Below are 15,756 nucleotides of genomic sequence, written 5' to 3'. Positions count from 1 at the left end.
TGGAAAGCCGCACTTGCCTTGTGAAGGTCACGACCCGACGTTACCTGTGACAAGGCTTCAAGCCGCGACGGAGAACTCCCATGGAATTGACGGTCAACGGCGAACGCCATTCGCTCGACATCGAAGGCGACATGCCGCTGCTTTGGGTGCTGCGCGATGAACTGGGCATCATGGGCCCGAAATTCGGCTGCGGCATCGGCGCCTGCGGCGCCTGTACGGTGCTGATCGATGGCGTGCCGGAACGGTCCTGCGCCCTGCCCGTGCAATACGTCGAAGGCGCCGTCACGACCATCGACGGGCTTTCGGGTGACGGTGTGCTGACCGCCGTGCAGGAAGCTTGGATCGCCGAACAGGTCGCCCAATGCGGCTATTGCCAGGCCGGCCAGATCATGTCGGCCACAGCGCTGCTCGCGTCCAATCCCGCGCCGAGCGATGCGGACATCGATGAAGCGATGTCCGGCAATCTCTGCCGCTGCGGCACCTATCCGCGCATCCGGGCCGCCGTAAAGCGAGCCGCATCCACACAGTCGGCGCGGAGCTGAGCCCATGGCATCGGTCGGCAAGATCGCACGGCGCACTTTCCTCATCGGCACCGCCGCGATCGCCGGCGGGCTCGCGGTCGGCGCATACGCCTACCGGCGCCCGCCCGAAAATCCGCTGGTCGCGCGCGCCGATGACGGAGAGGCTGTCTTCAATCCCTACCTGACGATAGCCCCTGACGAGACGATCACCATCTTCGTGCCACGCGCGGAGATGGGCCAGGGCGTCAGCACCACGCTTGCAGCGCTGGTGGCCGAAGAACTCGACGTGTCGCTTGAGAAGGTGGTGGTGGAGCATGGGCCGGCGTCAGAGGCCTATGCCAATATCGCGATGCTGGAAGACGGCCTGCCATTCCCGACCTATGACGAGTCGACGATGGCGACCATCGCCCGCTCCGGCGTCGGGATCGCCGGCAAATTCCTGGCACTGCACGTGACGGGCGGCTCATCGTCTACTGTCGATGCGTTCGAGAAGATGCGCCAAGCCGGCGCCACCGCCCGCGAAGCCCTGAAACAGGCTGCAGCGACCCGCTGGGGCGTCCAGCCGACGGAACTCGAGACGGACGCCGGATCGGTGCGCAATCCCGCCACCGGCGAAACCTTGTCCTACGGCGTTCTCGCCGCTGACGCGGTTGAGGCACCTGTCTCGCGCGACATCCCGCTGCGCGCGCCAGAGAACTGGAAATTGCTCGGCAAGTCGCAGCCGCGCACCGATATGCGCGCCAAGGTCACCGGCGCGCCGATCTTTGGCGTCGATGTCGCCCTGCCCGACATGCTTCACGCCACCGTGCGGATCAATCCCCATTTCGGCGGCGGCGTGCTCTCGCTCGACACCGAGGCTGCCCGGCAGATGCGCGGCGTCCATTCCATCATCGAGATCGATCACCGACTCGGACGCGGTTTCGCGGTGATTGCCGACAACACCTGGCGCGCCTTCATGGCCGCCGATGCCGTTGTGGTGGAATGGGAAAAGCCGAATTCGACGCTGGATGATGCGGCTGTCAGCGAGCTTCTCGCGGCGGCTGTCGGCACCGGATCACGCGATGTGATGCGCGACGATGGCGATACGGACATCATTTTCGCCGACCATGCCCGCGACCGCATCATCGAGGCGGAATACCATGTGCCATACCTCGCCCATGCCGCCATGGAGCCGATGAACGCCACGGCGCGCTTTGCCGACGGCCGGCTGGATCTCTGGCTGCCGAACCAGGCACCCAACCTCATTCAGGCTGTCGCAGCAGCAGCGCTGGATATTCCGACGGCCGACTGCACGGTCAACACGACCTCGCTCGGAGGGGGCTTCGGCCGTCGCGCCGAACCGGACGTTGCCGTCTACGCCGCCCTCATAGCGCGCGAAACAGGCGGGCGACCGGTCAAACTGATCTGGACGCGCGAAGAAGACATCGCCCACGATTACTACCGCCCCGCCGCGACCGGACGGCTGCGCGCCGCACTCGGCGCCGATGGATTGCCCGAAGCCCTGGACGTGGTGGTGGCTGCCCCGCCGATCTTTTCGCCCATGGCATCGCGTTTCTATCCGTCCATCAGCCTTCCGGGGCCGGACAAGAGCATCGTCGATGGCGCCTTCAACCAGCCCTATGCCATCGCCAACTACCGTGTTGCCGGCGTGAAGACGGACATTCCAGTCCCGGTGGGCATCTGGCGGTCGGTCGGCAATTCCATCAACGGCTTCTTCCATGAATGCTTCATGGACGAACTGGCAGCCGCCAGCGGCATCGATCCCCTCGAATACCGCTTGAAGCTGATGGCGCCCTACCCGGTCGCAACCGCGCTTCTCGAGAAGGTCGCCGACATGTCCGATTGGCGGTCTGAGCCGGCGGAGGGACGGGCGCGAGGCCTTGCCTTCACACTGTCCTTCGGCACCTGGGTCGCCGAGGTGGTTGAAATTGCGCGCGATGATCGCGGCATCCGCGTTGAGAACGTCTGGTGCGCGGCGGACCCGGGCATTGTCCTGGATCCCGGGATTTTCGAAGCGCAGATGATGTCGGGTATCGTCTTCGGCCTCTCGGCCGCTCTCGGCCAGGAGATCACGCTCAGCGAAGGCCGCGTGCAGCAGAGCAACTTCCACGATTTCGATGCGCTGCGCATCGATCGCTGCCCGGCCATTCATGTCGAGATCCTGCAGAACGCCCCGCGCATGGGGGGTGCAGGCGAACCGAGCACGCCGCCCGTGGCCGCCGCGCTGGGCAACGCCATCTTTGCGCTGACGGGCGAGCGCCTTCGACGGATGCCCTTCGCGCATGACGTGACGTTCGTCTGAGACGACAAGATGGCGCATTTCGGCGCATGCTGGCTCATACACGACATCAAGGGCTGACATCCCGGAGCGTTACACCTAGATATAGTTCAGGATGAAAAAGCTCAGAAACCTTATCGCCGGCTCCGCAGTAGCCATAGCCGTGGTCGCCGGATCGGCAATCGCTTCCGGCCCCGCACTTGCCACTGAAGCGGCTTGGGTGCGCCTGTCCAATGGCGGCTACACGATCTTGCTCCAGCATACGCAGACGCTTGGCGGGGATGCATCCGAGGTCGATCCTCAGGATTGCGCCACCCAGGCAGTTCTTTCCGATAGGGGCCGCACCCAGGCACGGCGCCAGGGAACACGTTTTGCCGCACGCGCCGTGACGATCAACGGCATCTATACGAGTGAATATTGCCGGACCCAGGAGACGGCCGATCTCGCCTTCGGCTCATATAGCGTCGAAGTGCTTGAGGAACTGGACCCCTTGGGCCAGACGGAGATGAGCGACGAAGAGCAGCTCGATGCCATCATCGATCGCATCAATGGGTTCAGGGGCCCCGGCAACCAGCTTTTCATCACCCACAGCGGTGTTGTGCAGGCCCTGACGGGCACCGCCCCGCGTGACGGCGAGGCAGTGATTGTCGGGCCCGTCCCCGAAGGTTCGGAACGGCCAGCCGTTGTCGGACGCATTCTCCTGAACTGACGCTTTCAGCCCTCAGCTTTTGATCTTGCGCGTTTCCTGACGGTGAACCGGTGTCCACTTCACCTGGAAACGCTTTTAGAAACCGAGACCGCCCAGGCAGACATATTTGCTCTCGAGATATTCCTCGATGCCCTGATGCCCGCCTTCCTTGCCGAGGCCCGACTGCTTGACGCCGCCGAAGGGCGCTTCCACGGCCGTGATGACCCCTTCATTCACGCCGACCAGGCCGTACTCCAGCCCTTCCATGACACGAAACGTGCGGCCGAGATCCTGCGTGTAGAAATAAGCGGCAAGGCCGAAGATCGTGTCGTTGGCCAAGGCGACCCCTTCTTCCTCCGTCTCGAACTTGTAGACGGGCGCGACCGGGCCGAAGATCTCTTCCTTGGTGAAGCGCATCTCCTTCGTGGCGCCTGAAATCACGGTCGGCTTGTAGAACGTTCCGCCAAGCTCATGCCGCTCGCCGCCGGTGACGATCGTGCCGCCCTTCTCCTTGGCGTCGGCGACGAACTTTTCGACCGTTTCCAGCTGGTCCTCGTCGATGAGCGGCCCCTGCGTGGTGCCGTCATCGAGCCCGTCGCCGACCTTGAGCGCGGCCGCCTTTTCGGCGAGCTTCTCGACAAAACGGTCGTGGATCCCCGACTGGACGATGAAGCGATTGGTGCAAACGCAGGTCTGACCGGTGTTGCGGAACTTGGCCGCAATGGCGCCGTCGACGGCGCGGTCGAGATCGGCATCGTCGAAGACGAGGAACGGCGCGTTGCCGCCAAGCTCCATCGACACCTTCTTCACCGTTTCGGCCGATTGTGCGAGCAGCTTACGGCCGACTTCCGTCGAGCCGGTGAACGTGATCTTGCGCACCTTCTCGTTCGACGTCAGTTCGCCACCGATGTCGCCCGAACCGCCGGTGACCACGTTGATCACGCCTTTCGGGAAGCCGGCCTCTTCGGCGAGAACGCCCCAGGCGATGCCCGAATAGGGCGTGGCTGTCGCCGGCTTGACGACGCTCGTGCAGCCCGTCGCCAGCGCCGGCCCGATCTTGCGGGCCAGCATCGAGGACGGGAAGTTCCACGGCGTGATGGCCGCAACGACGCCGACAGGCTGCTTGATGACCATCATGCGACGGTCCGCCCATGAAGATGGGATCGTGTCGCCATAGACCCGGCGCGCTTCCTCCGCGTACCAGAGGATGTAGCTGGCCGACATGCCGACCTCGCCCTTGGCCTCGGCCAGTGGCTTGCCCTGCTCCATGGTGAGCAGTTCGGCGAGCGCGTCCTGGTTGTCCATAATGGCATCGTGAAGCGCGCGCATCAGCTTGGCGCGTTCGGCAGCCGAGGTCTTCCGGTATTCGAGAAACGCCGTATGCGCAGCGTCGATGGCGCGGCGCGTTTCAGCCTTGCCCGATTTCGGCACCGAACCGATCCGCTGGCCCGTCGCCGGATTGACCACATCGATGGTTTCGCCGCTGTCGGCACCGACCCACGCGCCATCGATGAGATTGGCTTCCTTCAGATACTGGCTCGTGCGTGTCAGCATGACGCTCTCCCTGTCCGTTTATCGGTGACTGTTATGTGGTGATGGATGCTATCTGACAACGGAAGCCGCAGCCATCACGTTCCTTCAGGCCGACCACTTCTGCCTCAGCGCGTCAATTCCCGCGTCGCGGCTTCGAGCCCGCCGAGCGTCAGCGGAAACATGCGATCGTTGACGATCTGCCGGATCAGCCCGATCGAATGCGTGTAGCCCCAATGCGCCTGCGGTGTGGGGTTCAGCCAGGCGGCCTTGGGAAAATGGGCAAGCACCCGCTCCAGCCAGACCTGCCCGGCTTCCTTGTTCCAATGCTCGACGGACCCGCCCGGATAGACGATCTCGTAAGGGCTCATCGCCGCATCGCCAACGAAGATCACCCGGTAGTCGGAACCATAGGTGCGGATGAGATCATAGGTGGGCAGCACGGCTTCGTGGCGCCGGCGGTTGTCTTTCCACACGCCCTCATAGAGGCAGTTGTGGAAATAGAAATAATCCATATGCCGGAACTCGGCGCGCGCCGCGGAAAAGAGCTCTTCCACGGTCTTGATGTGATCATCCATCGAGCCGCCGACATCGAAGAACATCAGAAGCTTGATGGCGTTGCGCCGTTCCGGCCGCGTGCGCACGTCGAGATAACCGTGTTCGGCGGTCGACTTGATGGTGCCACCGAGATCGAGCTCCTCGGCCGCGCCCGCCCGCACCCACCGGCGCAGGCGCTTCAGCGCGATCTTGATGTTGCGCGTGCCCAGTTCCACCCGGTCGTCGAGATCGCGGAAATCGCGCTTGTCCCAAACCTTGACCGCGCGACGGTGCCGGCTGCCCTCCTGCCCGATACGCACGCCTTCGGGGTTATAGCCATAGGCGCCGAACGGTGAGGTGCCGGCCGTGCCGATCCATTTCGAGCCGCCCTGGTGGCGGCCCTTCTGCTCTTCGAGCCGCTGCTTGAGCGTCTCCATCAGCTTTTCGAAACCCCCCAGCGCCTCGACGAGCTTCTTTTCGTCTTCGCTCAGATGTTTTTCGGCAAGCCGCCGCAGCCACTCCTCGGGCAAGGCAACGCTTGAAGGCCCCTCTTCGCCCGCAACCGCCTCGACCCCGCGAAACGCGTGGGCAAACACCCGGTCGAACCGATCGATGAACCGCTCGTCCTTCACCAGCGTCGCCCGGGAAAGATAATAGAACCCCTCGACGTCATAGGTGACGAGCTCCGCCTCCAGCCCTTCGAGCAGCGCAAGATACTCGCGCAGCGAAACCGGCACACCCGCCGCTTTCAGTTCGAGGAAGAAGGGGAGGAACATGGCCGGGCGCTAACCCTGACGCCGCGCCATGAAGGCGAGGCGTTCGAAGAGGTGGACGTCCTGCTCGTTCTTGAGGAGCGCGCCGTGCAGGCGCGGAAGTGCGTTCTTAGCGTCGCCGCGCAGATCTTCCGGCGCCACGTCGTCGGCAACCAGCAGACGGATCCAATCGAGCGCTTCCGATGTGGACGGCTTCTTCTTCAGGCCCGGAACGTCGCGGATCTCGTAGAACTGCGTCAGCGCGGCGCGTACCAGATTTTGCTTGATGCCCGGATAATGGACCTCGACGATCCGATGCAGCGTCTCGATGTCGGGAAAGCGGATGAAGTGGAAGAAGCAACGACGCAGAAAGGCGTCCGGCAATTCCTTTTCGTTGTTGGACGTGATGATGACGATCGGCCGGTGGCGTGCGCGGATCGTCTCGCCGGTTTCATAGACGTGGAACTCCATCCGATCGAGTTCCTGAAGAAGATCGTTCGGAAACTCGATGTCGGCCTTGTCGATCTCGTCGATCAGAAGCACGACGCGCTTGTCGGCGTCGAAGGCATCCCACAGCTTGCCGCGGCGAATGTAATTGGCAATGTCGTTGAAGCGGTCGTCGCCAAGCTGACTGTCGCGCAACCGCGATACGGCGTCGTACTCGTAGAGCCCCTGCTGGGCCTTCGTAGTCGACTTCACATGCCATTCGAGAAGATCGAGACCGAGCGCTTGGGCCAGCTGACGGGCAAGCTCCGTCTTGCCTGTGCCAGGCTCGCCTTTGACCAGGAGCGGTTTTTGCAAAGCGATCGCTGCATTCACAGCGACCGTCAGATCCTTTTCCGCAATATAGGCGTCCGTGCCGTCAAACCGCATTGCAAGTCCACTCCATGGCTCGTTCCGGAGGCGGTACGTGCCCCAGGGGCGACCATGACGTCAAGCACGCCAGCCCCGATGCGCCCGCACGCTTGCGGATCGGGCGCCTGACCTCAGGCTTGCACGGCCGGGAGCTGGTGCGACAGAGCCTGACGAAGCTTTTCAAGCGCGCGGCTTTCGATTTGCCGCACACGCTCTTTCGAAATGCCGAGCTCTGAGCCGAGCGACTCCAATGTGGCACCTTCTTCCGCCAGCCGCCGTTCGCGGATGATGCGGAGCTCGCGCGGATTGAGGGTCGTCAGCGCACTTCTCAGCCAGGCCGAGCGACGCTCGTCGTCGATCGACTGCAGAACCTGCTCGTCTGGCAGAGGTGCATCACAGCGCAGGAAATCCACGCGGTCCGAGCTGCCGGACTCTCCGTCACCGACCGGCGCATTCAACGATGTGTCAGACCCGGAGAGGCGTGCATCCATCACCGCCACATCCTTGACCTGAACGCCGAGGGCGGTGGCGATTTCCTGGTGGATCGCGCTTTCGGTCAGCATCTCACTGCCTTGGGACAGCCGGGCGCGCAGGCGCCGCAAATTGAAGAAGAGTGCCTTCTGGGCAGAGCTTGTGCCGCCACGAACGATCGACCAGTTGCGGAGGATATAGTCCTGAATGGACGCACGGATCCACCAGGTCGCGTAGGTCGAGAAGCGCACCTCACGGTCGGGCTCGAACCGCGCCGCAGCCTCCAGAAGGCCCACATGGCCTTCCTGGATCAGGTCGCCCATGGGCAATCCGAAGTTGCGAAACTTGGATGCCATCGAGATCACGAGCCGCATATGAGCGGTCGTAATGCGATGCAACGCATCCTGGTCTTGCTGCTCTTTCCATCGAACGGCAAGCTGGTGCTCTTCGTCACGTTCGAGATAAGGCGCGGCCATAGCCGCCTTCACCATATGCCTGCGGGCTGCACTATCCATCAGCGGACCCTCTTTGTCGGCTTATCTGCAAACAATACGCAGAGCCAAAGGTTGCGGATCATTCAAATGTTTTGTGCGATTTGATCGAATGCGACAAAAAAAGCCCGGGCCGCAACCCGAGCTTTTTCTGAAATCTAACAAACGATGGAGCCGATCAGGCTGCTTCGTCCTGTGAAGCCTCGTCCGTAGCCTCGTCCTCGTCGACGGCCTTGCCGCGCTTTGGACCCTTGTTGAGGTTGACCTCGATCAAGCGCACGGCTTCGGTGTCGGACATCTTGTTGACGGCGCCGATCTCGCGGGCCATCCGGTCGAGTGCCGCTTCATAAAGCTGGCGCTCCGAATAAGACTGCTCGGGCTGGTTCTCGGCACGATAAAGATCGCGAACGACCTCAGCGATCGAGATCAGATCACCGGAGTTGATCTTCGCATCGTATTCCTGCGCACGGCGCGACCACATGGTGCGCTTGACGCGCGCACGGCCCTGCACGACCTTGAGAGCGCGCTCGACGAAATCTGTTTCCGACAGCTTGCGCATGCCGATGCTCATGGCCTTGGCGACCGGCACCTTCAGGCGCATCTTGTCCTTCTCGAAGTCGATGACGAAAAGCTCGAGCTTGTGACCGGCTACTTCCTGCTCTTCGATAGCGACGATCGTACCGACGCCATGAGCGGGATAGACGATGGCTTCGCCTGTCTTGAAGCCCTGACGCTGATTGGATTTCTTATTCTGCATTGTCATTCGTTCTCGAGACTCCCTGTTACGCGCCCCGGCCTGGCCGGGACAAGCATGAGGCCCGGTCGAGCCGGACAGTGAAATGGACGATCATGTCCATCCCGTTTCATTCCGTCGTGAGTACCTGCGAGACGCAGCCACGCCGCGAAACAAGGTTGGCACTGGCCAACTCGGGGTCGCCATCTTATACAGCTGAAAAGACAGGGAACGTTCTTTCGTGGTGTCGTTGCGGTCGACGCATTGCCGCCACATGACGACAATTGTGCTTATCTAACACAAAAATCACCCGAAATCAAATATTTGCTCGGTCGGTCATGCGCGACAGATCGTTCGATGCGCCAACACCGAATCGCCGATAGGAGCGAATCGCCATCCACAGCCAATATGCGCGGCAGATTGTCTCAGTCGCCCTCGCCAGGCGCTTCGGAGAAGTATTTCTCGAATTTGCCTTCCACACCGTCGAACTCGGCAGCATCGGCGGGCGAGTCGCGCTTGACCGTGATGTTCGGCCATTTCTCCGCGAATTCGGTGTTCACCTGAAGCCACTTGTCGAGACCCGGCTCGGTGTCCGGCTTGATGGCATCGGCCGGGCATTCGGGCTCGCAGACGCCGCAATCGATGCACTCGTCCGGATGGATGACGAGCATGTTCTCGCCCTCGTAGAAACAGTCCACGGGGCAGACTTCCACGCAGTCCATATATTTGCATTTGATGCAGTTGTCGGTGACCAGATACGTCATGCGTGCTCCACGCCGTCCTTCGTGAGTGGTGGTGGGGTAGCGGCTTTAATGCGCCATTGCAAGATGCCGCTTTGCCGCGCAGCCACCATTGCAAGCGTGGCGTTGCAACGGGCCCGACATGAGCAAATTCATGCTCTTGGGCGCCGTGCATGCAAAAGCATATACCCGCTCCCACCGGCGCCGTCGCTGTCGCCCGCACTATTGGGTGATGAGCTTGACCCGCATGCCTGGCGCCACCTGACCGGTCGGTCCAAGCGCGTTGATCAGGCGGAACAGTTCCTCGCGGCGTTCATCGCCCTCCATACGCGCTGAGAGCGAGGCGACCGTATCGCCTGCGCCGGCGGTCACGACGCGTAGACGAAGCGGCTGCAGGGCAACCGCCTCCCCGGCCGTCATGCGGCGGAACGTCGTTTTCAGCACGTTGGCGGCACTATCCAACTCCCGACTGCCGCGGGGAGCCGCTGTCAAGAAACGATAGATCTGGTTGTCGACCTTGACGATCGTGACGTCGAACGACCAGCGATCGGCGGCTGCACGGGCACTGAGCGCCTCCAGTCCATTGATCGTGAGCGGCCGAAGCGATGCCTCGTCAAGGCCGGTGACCCAGCCGCTGCGCATGTAGTCGGCCAGCGAGGTTCCGGGGTCCTCGACGCCATCGAATCGGATCGCAAGATCGTTGGGGCCGGTCGCCAGAACGGCTTCAGCCGTGTTGTCGATCTCGAAGCCTTGCGGGACATCGAAGCGAATGCGCAGGTTCGGATGCAGGAAGCTTCGCCCGCGAACATAGCCTTCATCGGGACTATCCCCGAATAAAAGGCCTGAAATACCGTCAAGATAAAGGGCCCGGTCCGCCGTACCGACGCCTTCGGGGCCGAATGCGCGCGCGTGACGACGGGCGAGTTCGATGCGCTGGGGCGCCGTGGGGTGGCTCGCCAGGAAGTCCATCTGCGGGTCGTCGTTCGGTTCCGCCGAGCGAAAACGCGAATAGGACGCCATGGATTCCAGGAAACGTGCCGCCGCGTACGGATCGTAGCCGGCCTCACCGAGCATCCGGATACCGATCACGTCCGCCTGGAGTTCCTGGTTGCGGGAAAAGGCGGCCAACCGCAACTGGCCGCGCGCAAGCGCTTGGCGCCCGGCAATATCGCCCGACAGCACTTCTGAGACCACGCGGCCTGCAATCGCCTCGGCCTCTTCGCGTTGCTGCCGCTCGATGCCGTGGTTGGCCGTCACATGCGCCATCTCGTGCGACAGAACGGCCGCAACTTCAGCCGCATCATTGGCAAGAGCCAGAAGCCCGCGCGTGATGTAAAGATAGCCGCCCGGAAGGGCGAAGGCGTTGATCGCCGGCGAGTTCAGCACCGTGATCCGATAGGTCTGGCTCGGATTTTCCGAAACCTCGGTCAGTTTTCCGACAATTCTCGCGAGCAGAAGTTCGGTACGCTGGTCGCGATATTCGCCACCATAGCTCGCGACGATACGGGGATGTTCCCGCGCACCCAGTTGCGCCCGCGGATCATTGCGTGCGAGGCGCTCCACGGTCTGCGGGTTCTGAGAAGGAGCAAGAACGACCGTATCCTGCTCGCTGATGACGCTTTGGCATCCCGACAGCACCACCAAGCAGGCAAGCAGCATCGCCGCCACGACGGCCTTGCCGCTCGCAGTCGTTACACCCCGCCGACGCGGTCCCCAGCCATGTGCAATCGATTGAAACAGGTTCGTCGCCCCGCAGGATGCCAGCCGATGACTGGAGCATTACAACAGCAAAAGGTCGGTTCAAAGGCCGATCTTGCCCAGCTTGATCCCATCGCACGGACGCGGGTCGACCTGTGACATTTTTGTCCGGATCGGCAATCGCACCCCTCAATTCGTACCAAGATAGTCCCGCCATCCGGCAAGATCGGCCCGTTCGAACATCGATTGCGTCGGTTCGTTCGCTCGGATCGAGCCTTGTTCGACGTAGAGAATGCGGTCGCAGATGGCGCGCGCATCTTCCGGTTGATGGGTGATGATCAGCGTCGTCAACGCATTCTGACCGTGAAGATTCGCGATCAGCGCCCGCATCTCCTCGCGCAGACCGGGTCCGAGCGCGGCAAAAGGTTCGTCCAGCAACAGCACAGGCTTTGCTCGGACCAGTGCACGCGCCATCGCGACGCGCTGCCGCTCGCCACCCGAAAGAGACGCAGGCCGCCGCCGCTCGAACCCACCGAGGCCGACGCGCGCCAGCGCATCGGACACCTGCTCCTTGCCGGCAGTGCTTTTGGCCTCGCGCGCGCCCTGCCCGAGCGCGATGTTCGCGGCGACGTCGAGATGTGCAAAGAGATTGTTGTCCTGAAACACCACGGAGATTGGCCGCTCGGCCGGCGCCAGCCGCGTGACATCGATCGCCCCGATGCGGATTTCACCCCGCTGCGGCTGCTCGAACCCCGCCAGAAGCGCAAAGAGCGTGGACTTGCCCGATCCGGACGGGCCCATGACGGCCGTGATGCTGCCCGCCGGGATGCTGGCATCGAAAGCCATCTCTAGCGCGCCCCGGTCATAGCGGAAGCAAACATCGTCGAATTCGATCGCCGGTGACGTCATTCCGCTCATGCTCATCTTTCCCGCGCGCTGCCGCCGCCATAGCGGGTCCCGGCAATCATGAACAGAAGGCAGAGAAAACCGAGAATGAGCGCCAGCCCGGCCGCATCATCGGTGCGATAACTGCCCATCCGCTGCAGCAGCAGATAGGGCAGCGTAACCAGATCCTGGCTCCCGAAGAGCGCAATCGCGCCGAGATCGCCGAGCGACAGTGCCATGGAAAACGCAAACGCTGCGCCGACGGTCGGGGCCAGCGCCGGCAGGTCAACCCGCAACAGCCGGCGCATTCTCGAAAGCCCGAGCGAGAGACTGAGCCGCTCCGTCCGCATCATGTGGCCGGCATAGGCCGGCTCCAACACCCTGAGCGCGAAGGGCAGCGCCATCAATGCATTGACGACAACAACGATGGCCGGCGCCGCAGCGAACGGATCAACATGATCCCGCAAGACGAGAAACCAGCCGGCGCCCAGCACGACCGGCGGCACCAACAGAATCAGCAACCCCGCCCCGGCAAGGGACGTCCGAAGCCCACTGGCCGCGAAGCGATAGCGACGGGCACCGCCGGCAGCGTGGCGCGCCCGAGCAATCATGCCGGCCATAACCACAGACAAGCAGGCGGCAGCGCCCGCGATGAGGAGACTTGTCACCAGCGCGCGCTGGACCAGGGCTTCACGCAGAAGCGCGATCAGATCGGCAGCAAGGCCGGAAATAAGAGTTGCTGCGAGCGGTGCCGCGACGAAGACGAGGCCAAGACCGATCACCAGCACGTCGACAGCCAGCGCACCTGGTGATCTCGCATCGAACCGGCGCGGCAGCGCGCCTTCGCCGCGCCCCTCCTCGGGCCGGGGCAACAGCGCGAGCACGCCGAGAAGCGCACCGGTCAGCGCGATCTGGATCAGCGCCAGGGTAACCGCGCGCGGAGGATCGAAGTCGAACCGAAGCGCCTGATAGATCGCCACCTCGATCGTCGTCGCTGCCGGTCCCCCACCCAGCAGAAGCACCAGCGTGAAGCTCGTGGCGCACAGCATGAAGACGAGGCCCGCGATGCCCGGGATGACCCGCGCCATGGCCGGCCACTCGATCAATCTGAAGACCGTGCCCGCTGAAAGGCCCAGTTGCGCGGCATTGCGCCAATATTCCGCCGGCACGCGCTCCAGCGCTGCAAGCAGCAATCTCGTGGCGAGCGGCATGTTGAAGAACACATGGGCGATCAGAATACCGGGGAGCCCGTAGACGGAAATCGGCTGCTCCGCTCCCAGCCAGCGATAGGCGTCGTTCACCACCCCCTGGCGTCCCCAGATGGCGATGATGCCAAGGGCCGCGACGATGGCCGGCAGGCCGAGCGGCACGGCAAAGAGCCGCAGGATCCAGGCACGACCGGCAAAATGCGGTCGCCGCGCCAGCGCCCGCGCCAATGGCAAGGCAAAAGCCAGCGAAAGCAGCGTCGAAAGGCCGGCCTGCCACAGCGTGAAGCGTACGACGCGCACCGTATAGGCATCGGATGCCGTCGACCGCGACGCATCCGCCCCTGCCGCCACCAGAAGCCCGGCGACGGCGAAGCCGACAATGCCGAGAATGATGGCAAGAGCCGCGATGCCGAAAGCGATATCCAGAGGATCGGCCCTGTAGACACGCATCGCGGCTGCTCTTTGACTATTCGGCCATCACCGACAGCCACTCATCGACCCAGGCGCGACGATTGGCGGCAGCTTCCTCCGCCGAGAAAAGCAGGCTTTCTTCCGGCTGAACCAAGCGCGAGAATGCTTCCGGCAGGTCTTCGCTGGTGGGGCCCGCAGGCATCATCCAGTTGTAGGTCGGAATGGCATCCTGGAACCCTTCGCTGGTCATGAACGCCATGAATTCGCGCGCAAGCTCGATATCGGGGGCAGAGGCGAGCACGCCGGCGACTTCGATCTGCAGATAATGCCCTTCGGAGAACGCAGCCGCCTGATAGCGGTCCGTATCCTCCGAAACCATGTGGTAGGCCGGCGACGTCGTATAGGAGAGCACCATCGGCGCTTCGCCATCGGTGAAGAGGCCATAGGATTCCGACCAGCCGGGTGCGACGGTCAGAACGCGGTCCTTAAGCTCGGCCCAGGCTGCAGGCGCATCGTCGCCGTAAACCGACTTGATCCAGAGCAGAAGCCCAAGCCCCGGCGTCGATGTGCGCGGATCCTGGATCACGATCTTCTGGTTCGGATCGCCCTCGACCAGTTCCTTCAGGCTCGTCGGCGGCGTGTTGATCGCTTCGGTGTCGTAGACCACGGCGAAGTGGCCGTAATCGTAGGGCACGAAGACGTCGTCCTCGAAGCCGCCGGGCACGTCGATCGCACTCGTGTCGATGTCATGGGGAGCGAAGAGGCCGATTTCCTTGGCTTCCGCGACGAGATTGGTGTCGAGCCCGAGCACGACGCCCGCTTCCGCCCGGTCGCCCTCAAGCCGCAGCCGGTTCAAAAGCGCCACGCCGTCCGCTGCGCCGACCCAGATGAGATCGCAGTCGCATGTCGCCTCGAACGCTTCTTCGATCAGCGGTCCCGGGCCCCACTCGGCAACGAAGCTGTCATAGGTGTAGACGGTGAGCGACCGCGTCGCCTCCTGCGCCTCGGCCGACACGGGCGCCAGGAAACTTGTAGCAAGCAAGATGGGAAAGAATGTCTTCAGCGTCATCAACGCCTCCTCCGTTTTGGCAATGTCAGGGGAATAGGCGTTTTGTGACGCGTCTAATCCCTCCGCCGGTATGAGCCGGATCAGGTTCTTCGGGTTGGCATGCGCCTCTCAGCCATCCGTTTCCGGACAACACCCCGTTAGAGCAACTCCATGTGTAATCGCCGCCGGCAGCACTGGCAAGGCGCGTGAAAGCTGCTAGAGCAGCGGGCGATGCAGGCCACACCGACCCCGACCGACGCAAATGCCCATTTTGCCGTTCTCCTGAGCGGTGAGGTGACCGTGACGGAACGGCTGAAGTCTCAGATTCACGGTGCCTGCGTGATCGCAGCCGATAGCGGCATGCGCCATGCAGCGGCACTCGGCGTCACACCCGAACTTTGGGTCGGCGACTTCGATTCGGCCGATGCGGGCCTGATCGAGAGCTGGCCGGATGTCAGGCGGGAGCCCTACCCACCGGCAAAGAACGCGACCGATGGTGAGATCGCAATCGAGACGGCGATCGAGCGTGGCGCGCGCCGGATCCTGCTCGTCGGCGCGCTGGGCGGGGAACGATCCGACCACGCCTTCGCGCACATGGCGCTGGCGGTGAAGCTCAACGAACGCGGCATCCATGTCACGCTGACATCAGGCGAGGAGGAAGGGTATCCCCTTCCTGGCGCCCCGCTGACCTTCGACTTGCCGAAAGGCAGCCTCTTCTCGGTGCTGGCGTTTGCCGATATCGCACGCCTGACGATCGAGGGCGCGCGCTATCCGCTCCACGATTTCGACTGCACATTCGGCACGACACGCACCATATCCAATGTGGCGGAGGGGCCGGTGACGATCCGGCATGCGGGTGGCCCGGCCCTGCTGCTTGCCCGCCCGAACGACTTTTCTGGAGCCTGACCCT

14 protein-coding genes and 1 riboswitch are annotated in these 15,756 nt (G+C 63.1%); of the genes, 4 read left to right on the top strand and 10 right to left on the bottom strand.

What is annotated here, in order from left to right; all coding sequences use genetic code 11:
• The first annotated feature begins 80 nt into the window (after nucleotides 1-80).
• The 3 genes from QQL76_RS00615 (at nucleotide 81) to QQL76_RS00605 (ending at nucleotide 3,508) form a co-directional block, all read left to right on the top strand.
• A complete protein-coding gene (locus QQL76_RS00615; RefSeq protein WP_499205923.1) occupies nucleotides 81-542 on the top strand; it encodes a (2Fe-2S)-binding protein in 462 nt (153 codons plus the stop codon).
• Between the two features lie 4 nt (nucleotides 543-546).
• Entirely contained in the window at nucleotides 547-2,823 is a 2,277-nt protein-coding gene (locus QQL76_RS00610) for a xanthine dehydrogenase family protein molybdopterin-binding subunit (protein WP_499205922.1), read from the top strand.
• Nucleotides 2,824-2,914: 91 nt separating this feature from the next.
• A complete protein-coding gene (locus QQL76_RS00605) occupies nucleotides 2,915-3,508 on the top strand; it encodes a histidine phosphatase family protein (protein ID WP_499205921.1) in 594 nt (197 codons plus the stop codon).
• 75 nt (nucleotides 3,509-3,583) lie between these two features.
• Here QQL76_RS00605 and QQL76_RS00600 read toward each other — a convergent pair whose 3' ends face one another.
• From QQL76_RS00600 to thiB, 10 genes are all read right to left on the bottom strand, one after another.
• Complete coding sequence (locus QQL76_RS00600) at nucleotides 3,584-5,041, bottom strand: NAD-dependent succinate-semialdehyde dehydrogenase (protein ID WP_499205920.1); 1,458 nt, start codon at nucleotides 5,039-5,041, stop codon at nucleotides 3,584-3,586.
• A 104-nt stretch (nucleotides 5,042-5,145) separates the two neighbouring features.
• On the bottom strand, nucleotides 5,146-6,330 hold the full coding sequence (locus QQL76_RS00595) for a vWA domain-containing protein (RefSeq protein WP_499205919.1): 1,185 nt from the start codon (nucleotides 6,328-6,330) through the stop codon (nucleotides 5,146-5,148).
• Nucleotides 6,331-6,339: 9 nt separating this feature from the next.
• Nucleotides 6,340-7,179 carry an AAA family ATPase gene (locus tag QQL76_RS00590; protein WP_499205918.1) on the bottom strand — a complete coding sequence of 280 codons (840 nt, stop codon included), beginning with the start codon at nucleotides 7,177-7,179 and terminating at the stop codon, nucleotides 6,340-6,342.
• 113 nt (nucleotides 7,180-7,292) lie between these two features.
• A complete protein-coding gene (locus QQL76_RS00585; RefSeq protein ID WP_499205917.1) occupies nucleotides 7,293-8,147 on the bottom strand; it encodes an RNA polymerase factor sigma-32 in 855 nt (284 codons plus the stop codon).
• 154 nt (nucleotides 8,148-8,301) lie between these two features.
• The gene (locus QQL76_RS00580; protein ID WP_126008098.1) at nucleotides 8,302-8,886 is read right to left on the bottom strand and encodes a CarD family transcriptional regulator; all 585 of its coding nucleotides are present in this window, start codon (nucleotides 8,884-8,886) and stop codon (nucleotides 8,302-8,304) included.
• Between the two features lie 395 nt (nucleotides 8,887-9,281).
• Nucleotides 9,282-9,620, bottom strand: a complete 339-nt coding sequence (fdxA, locus tag QQL76_RS00575; RefSeq protein WP_126008096.1) for a ferredoxin FdxA — start codon at nucleotides 9,618-9,620, stop codon at nucleotides 9,282-9,284.
• Between the two features lie 198 nt (nucleotides 9,621-9,818).
• Nucleotides 9,819-11,255: a M48 family metalloprotease gene (locus QQL76_RS00570; RefSeq protein ID WP_499207078.1), complete on the bottom strand. Its 1,437-nt coding sequence runs from the start codon at nucleotides 11,253-11,255 to the stop codon at nucleotides 9,819-9,821.
• A 228-nt stretch (nucleotides 11,256-11,483) separates the two neighbouring features.
• Nucleotides 11,484-12,203, bottom strand: coding sequence for a thiamine ABC transporter ATP-binding protein (locus tag QQL76_RS00565; protein WP_499207077.1), 720 nt, complete (start codon nucleotides 12,201-12,203; stop codon nucleotides 11,484-11,486).
• An 11-nt stretch (nucleotides 12,204-12,214) separates the two neighbouring features.
• Nucleotides 12,215-13,837, bottom strand: a complete 1,623-nt coding sequence (gene thiP, locus QQL76_RS00560; protein WP_499205916.1) for a thiamine/thiamine pyrophosphate ABC transporter permease ThiP — start codon at nucleotides 13,835-13,837, stop codon at nucleotides 12,215-12,217.
• A gap of 16 nt (nucleotides 13,838-13,853) precedes the next feature.
• Entirely contained in the window at nucleotides 13,854-14,867 is a 1,014-nt protein-coding gene (thiB, locus tag QQL76_RS00555) for a thiamine ABC transporter substrate-binding protein (protein ID WP_499205915.1), read from the bottom strand.
• A 40-nt stretch (nucleotides 14,868-14,907) separates the two neighbouring features.
• A riboswitch (TPP riboswitch) is annotated at nucleotides 14,908-15,014 on the bottom strand.
• Between the two features lie 63 nt (nucleotides 15,015-15,077).
• On the opposite strand from thiB, the gene QQL76_RS00550 reads away from it, so the two are divergent.
• On the top strand, nucleotides 15,078-15,752 hold the full coding sequence (locus tag QQL76_RS00550) for a thiamine pyrophosphokinase (protein ID WP_499205914.1): 675 nt from the start codon (nucleotides 15,078-15,080) through the stop codon (nucleotides 15,750-15,752).
• The last annotated feature ends 4 nt before the right edge of the window (nucleotides 15,753-15,756 follow it).

This window comes from Rhizobium albus (assembly GCA_030160035.1).
Lineage (GTDB): Bacteria > Pseudomonadota > Alphaproteobacteria > Rhizobiales > Rhizobiaceae > Georhizobium > Georhizobium albus.
Note: the sequence above shows the minus strand (reverse complement) of the source record. Positions and strands in the feature narration are given on the sequence as shown.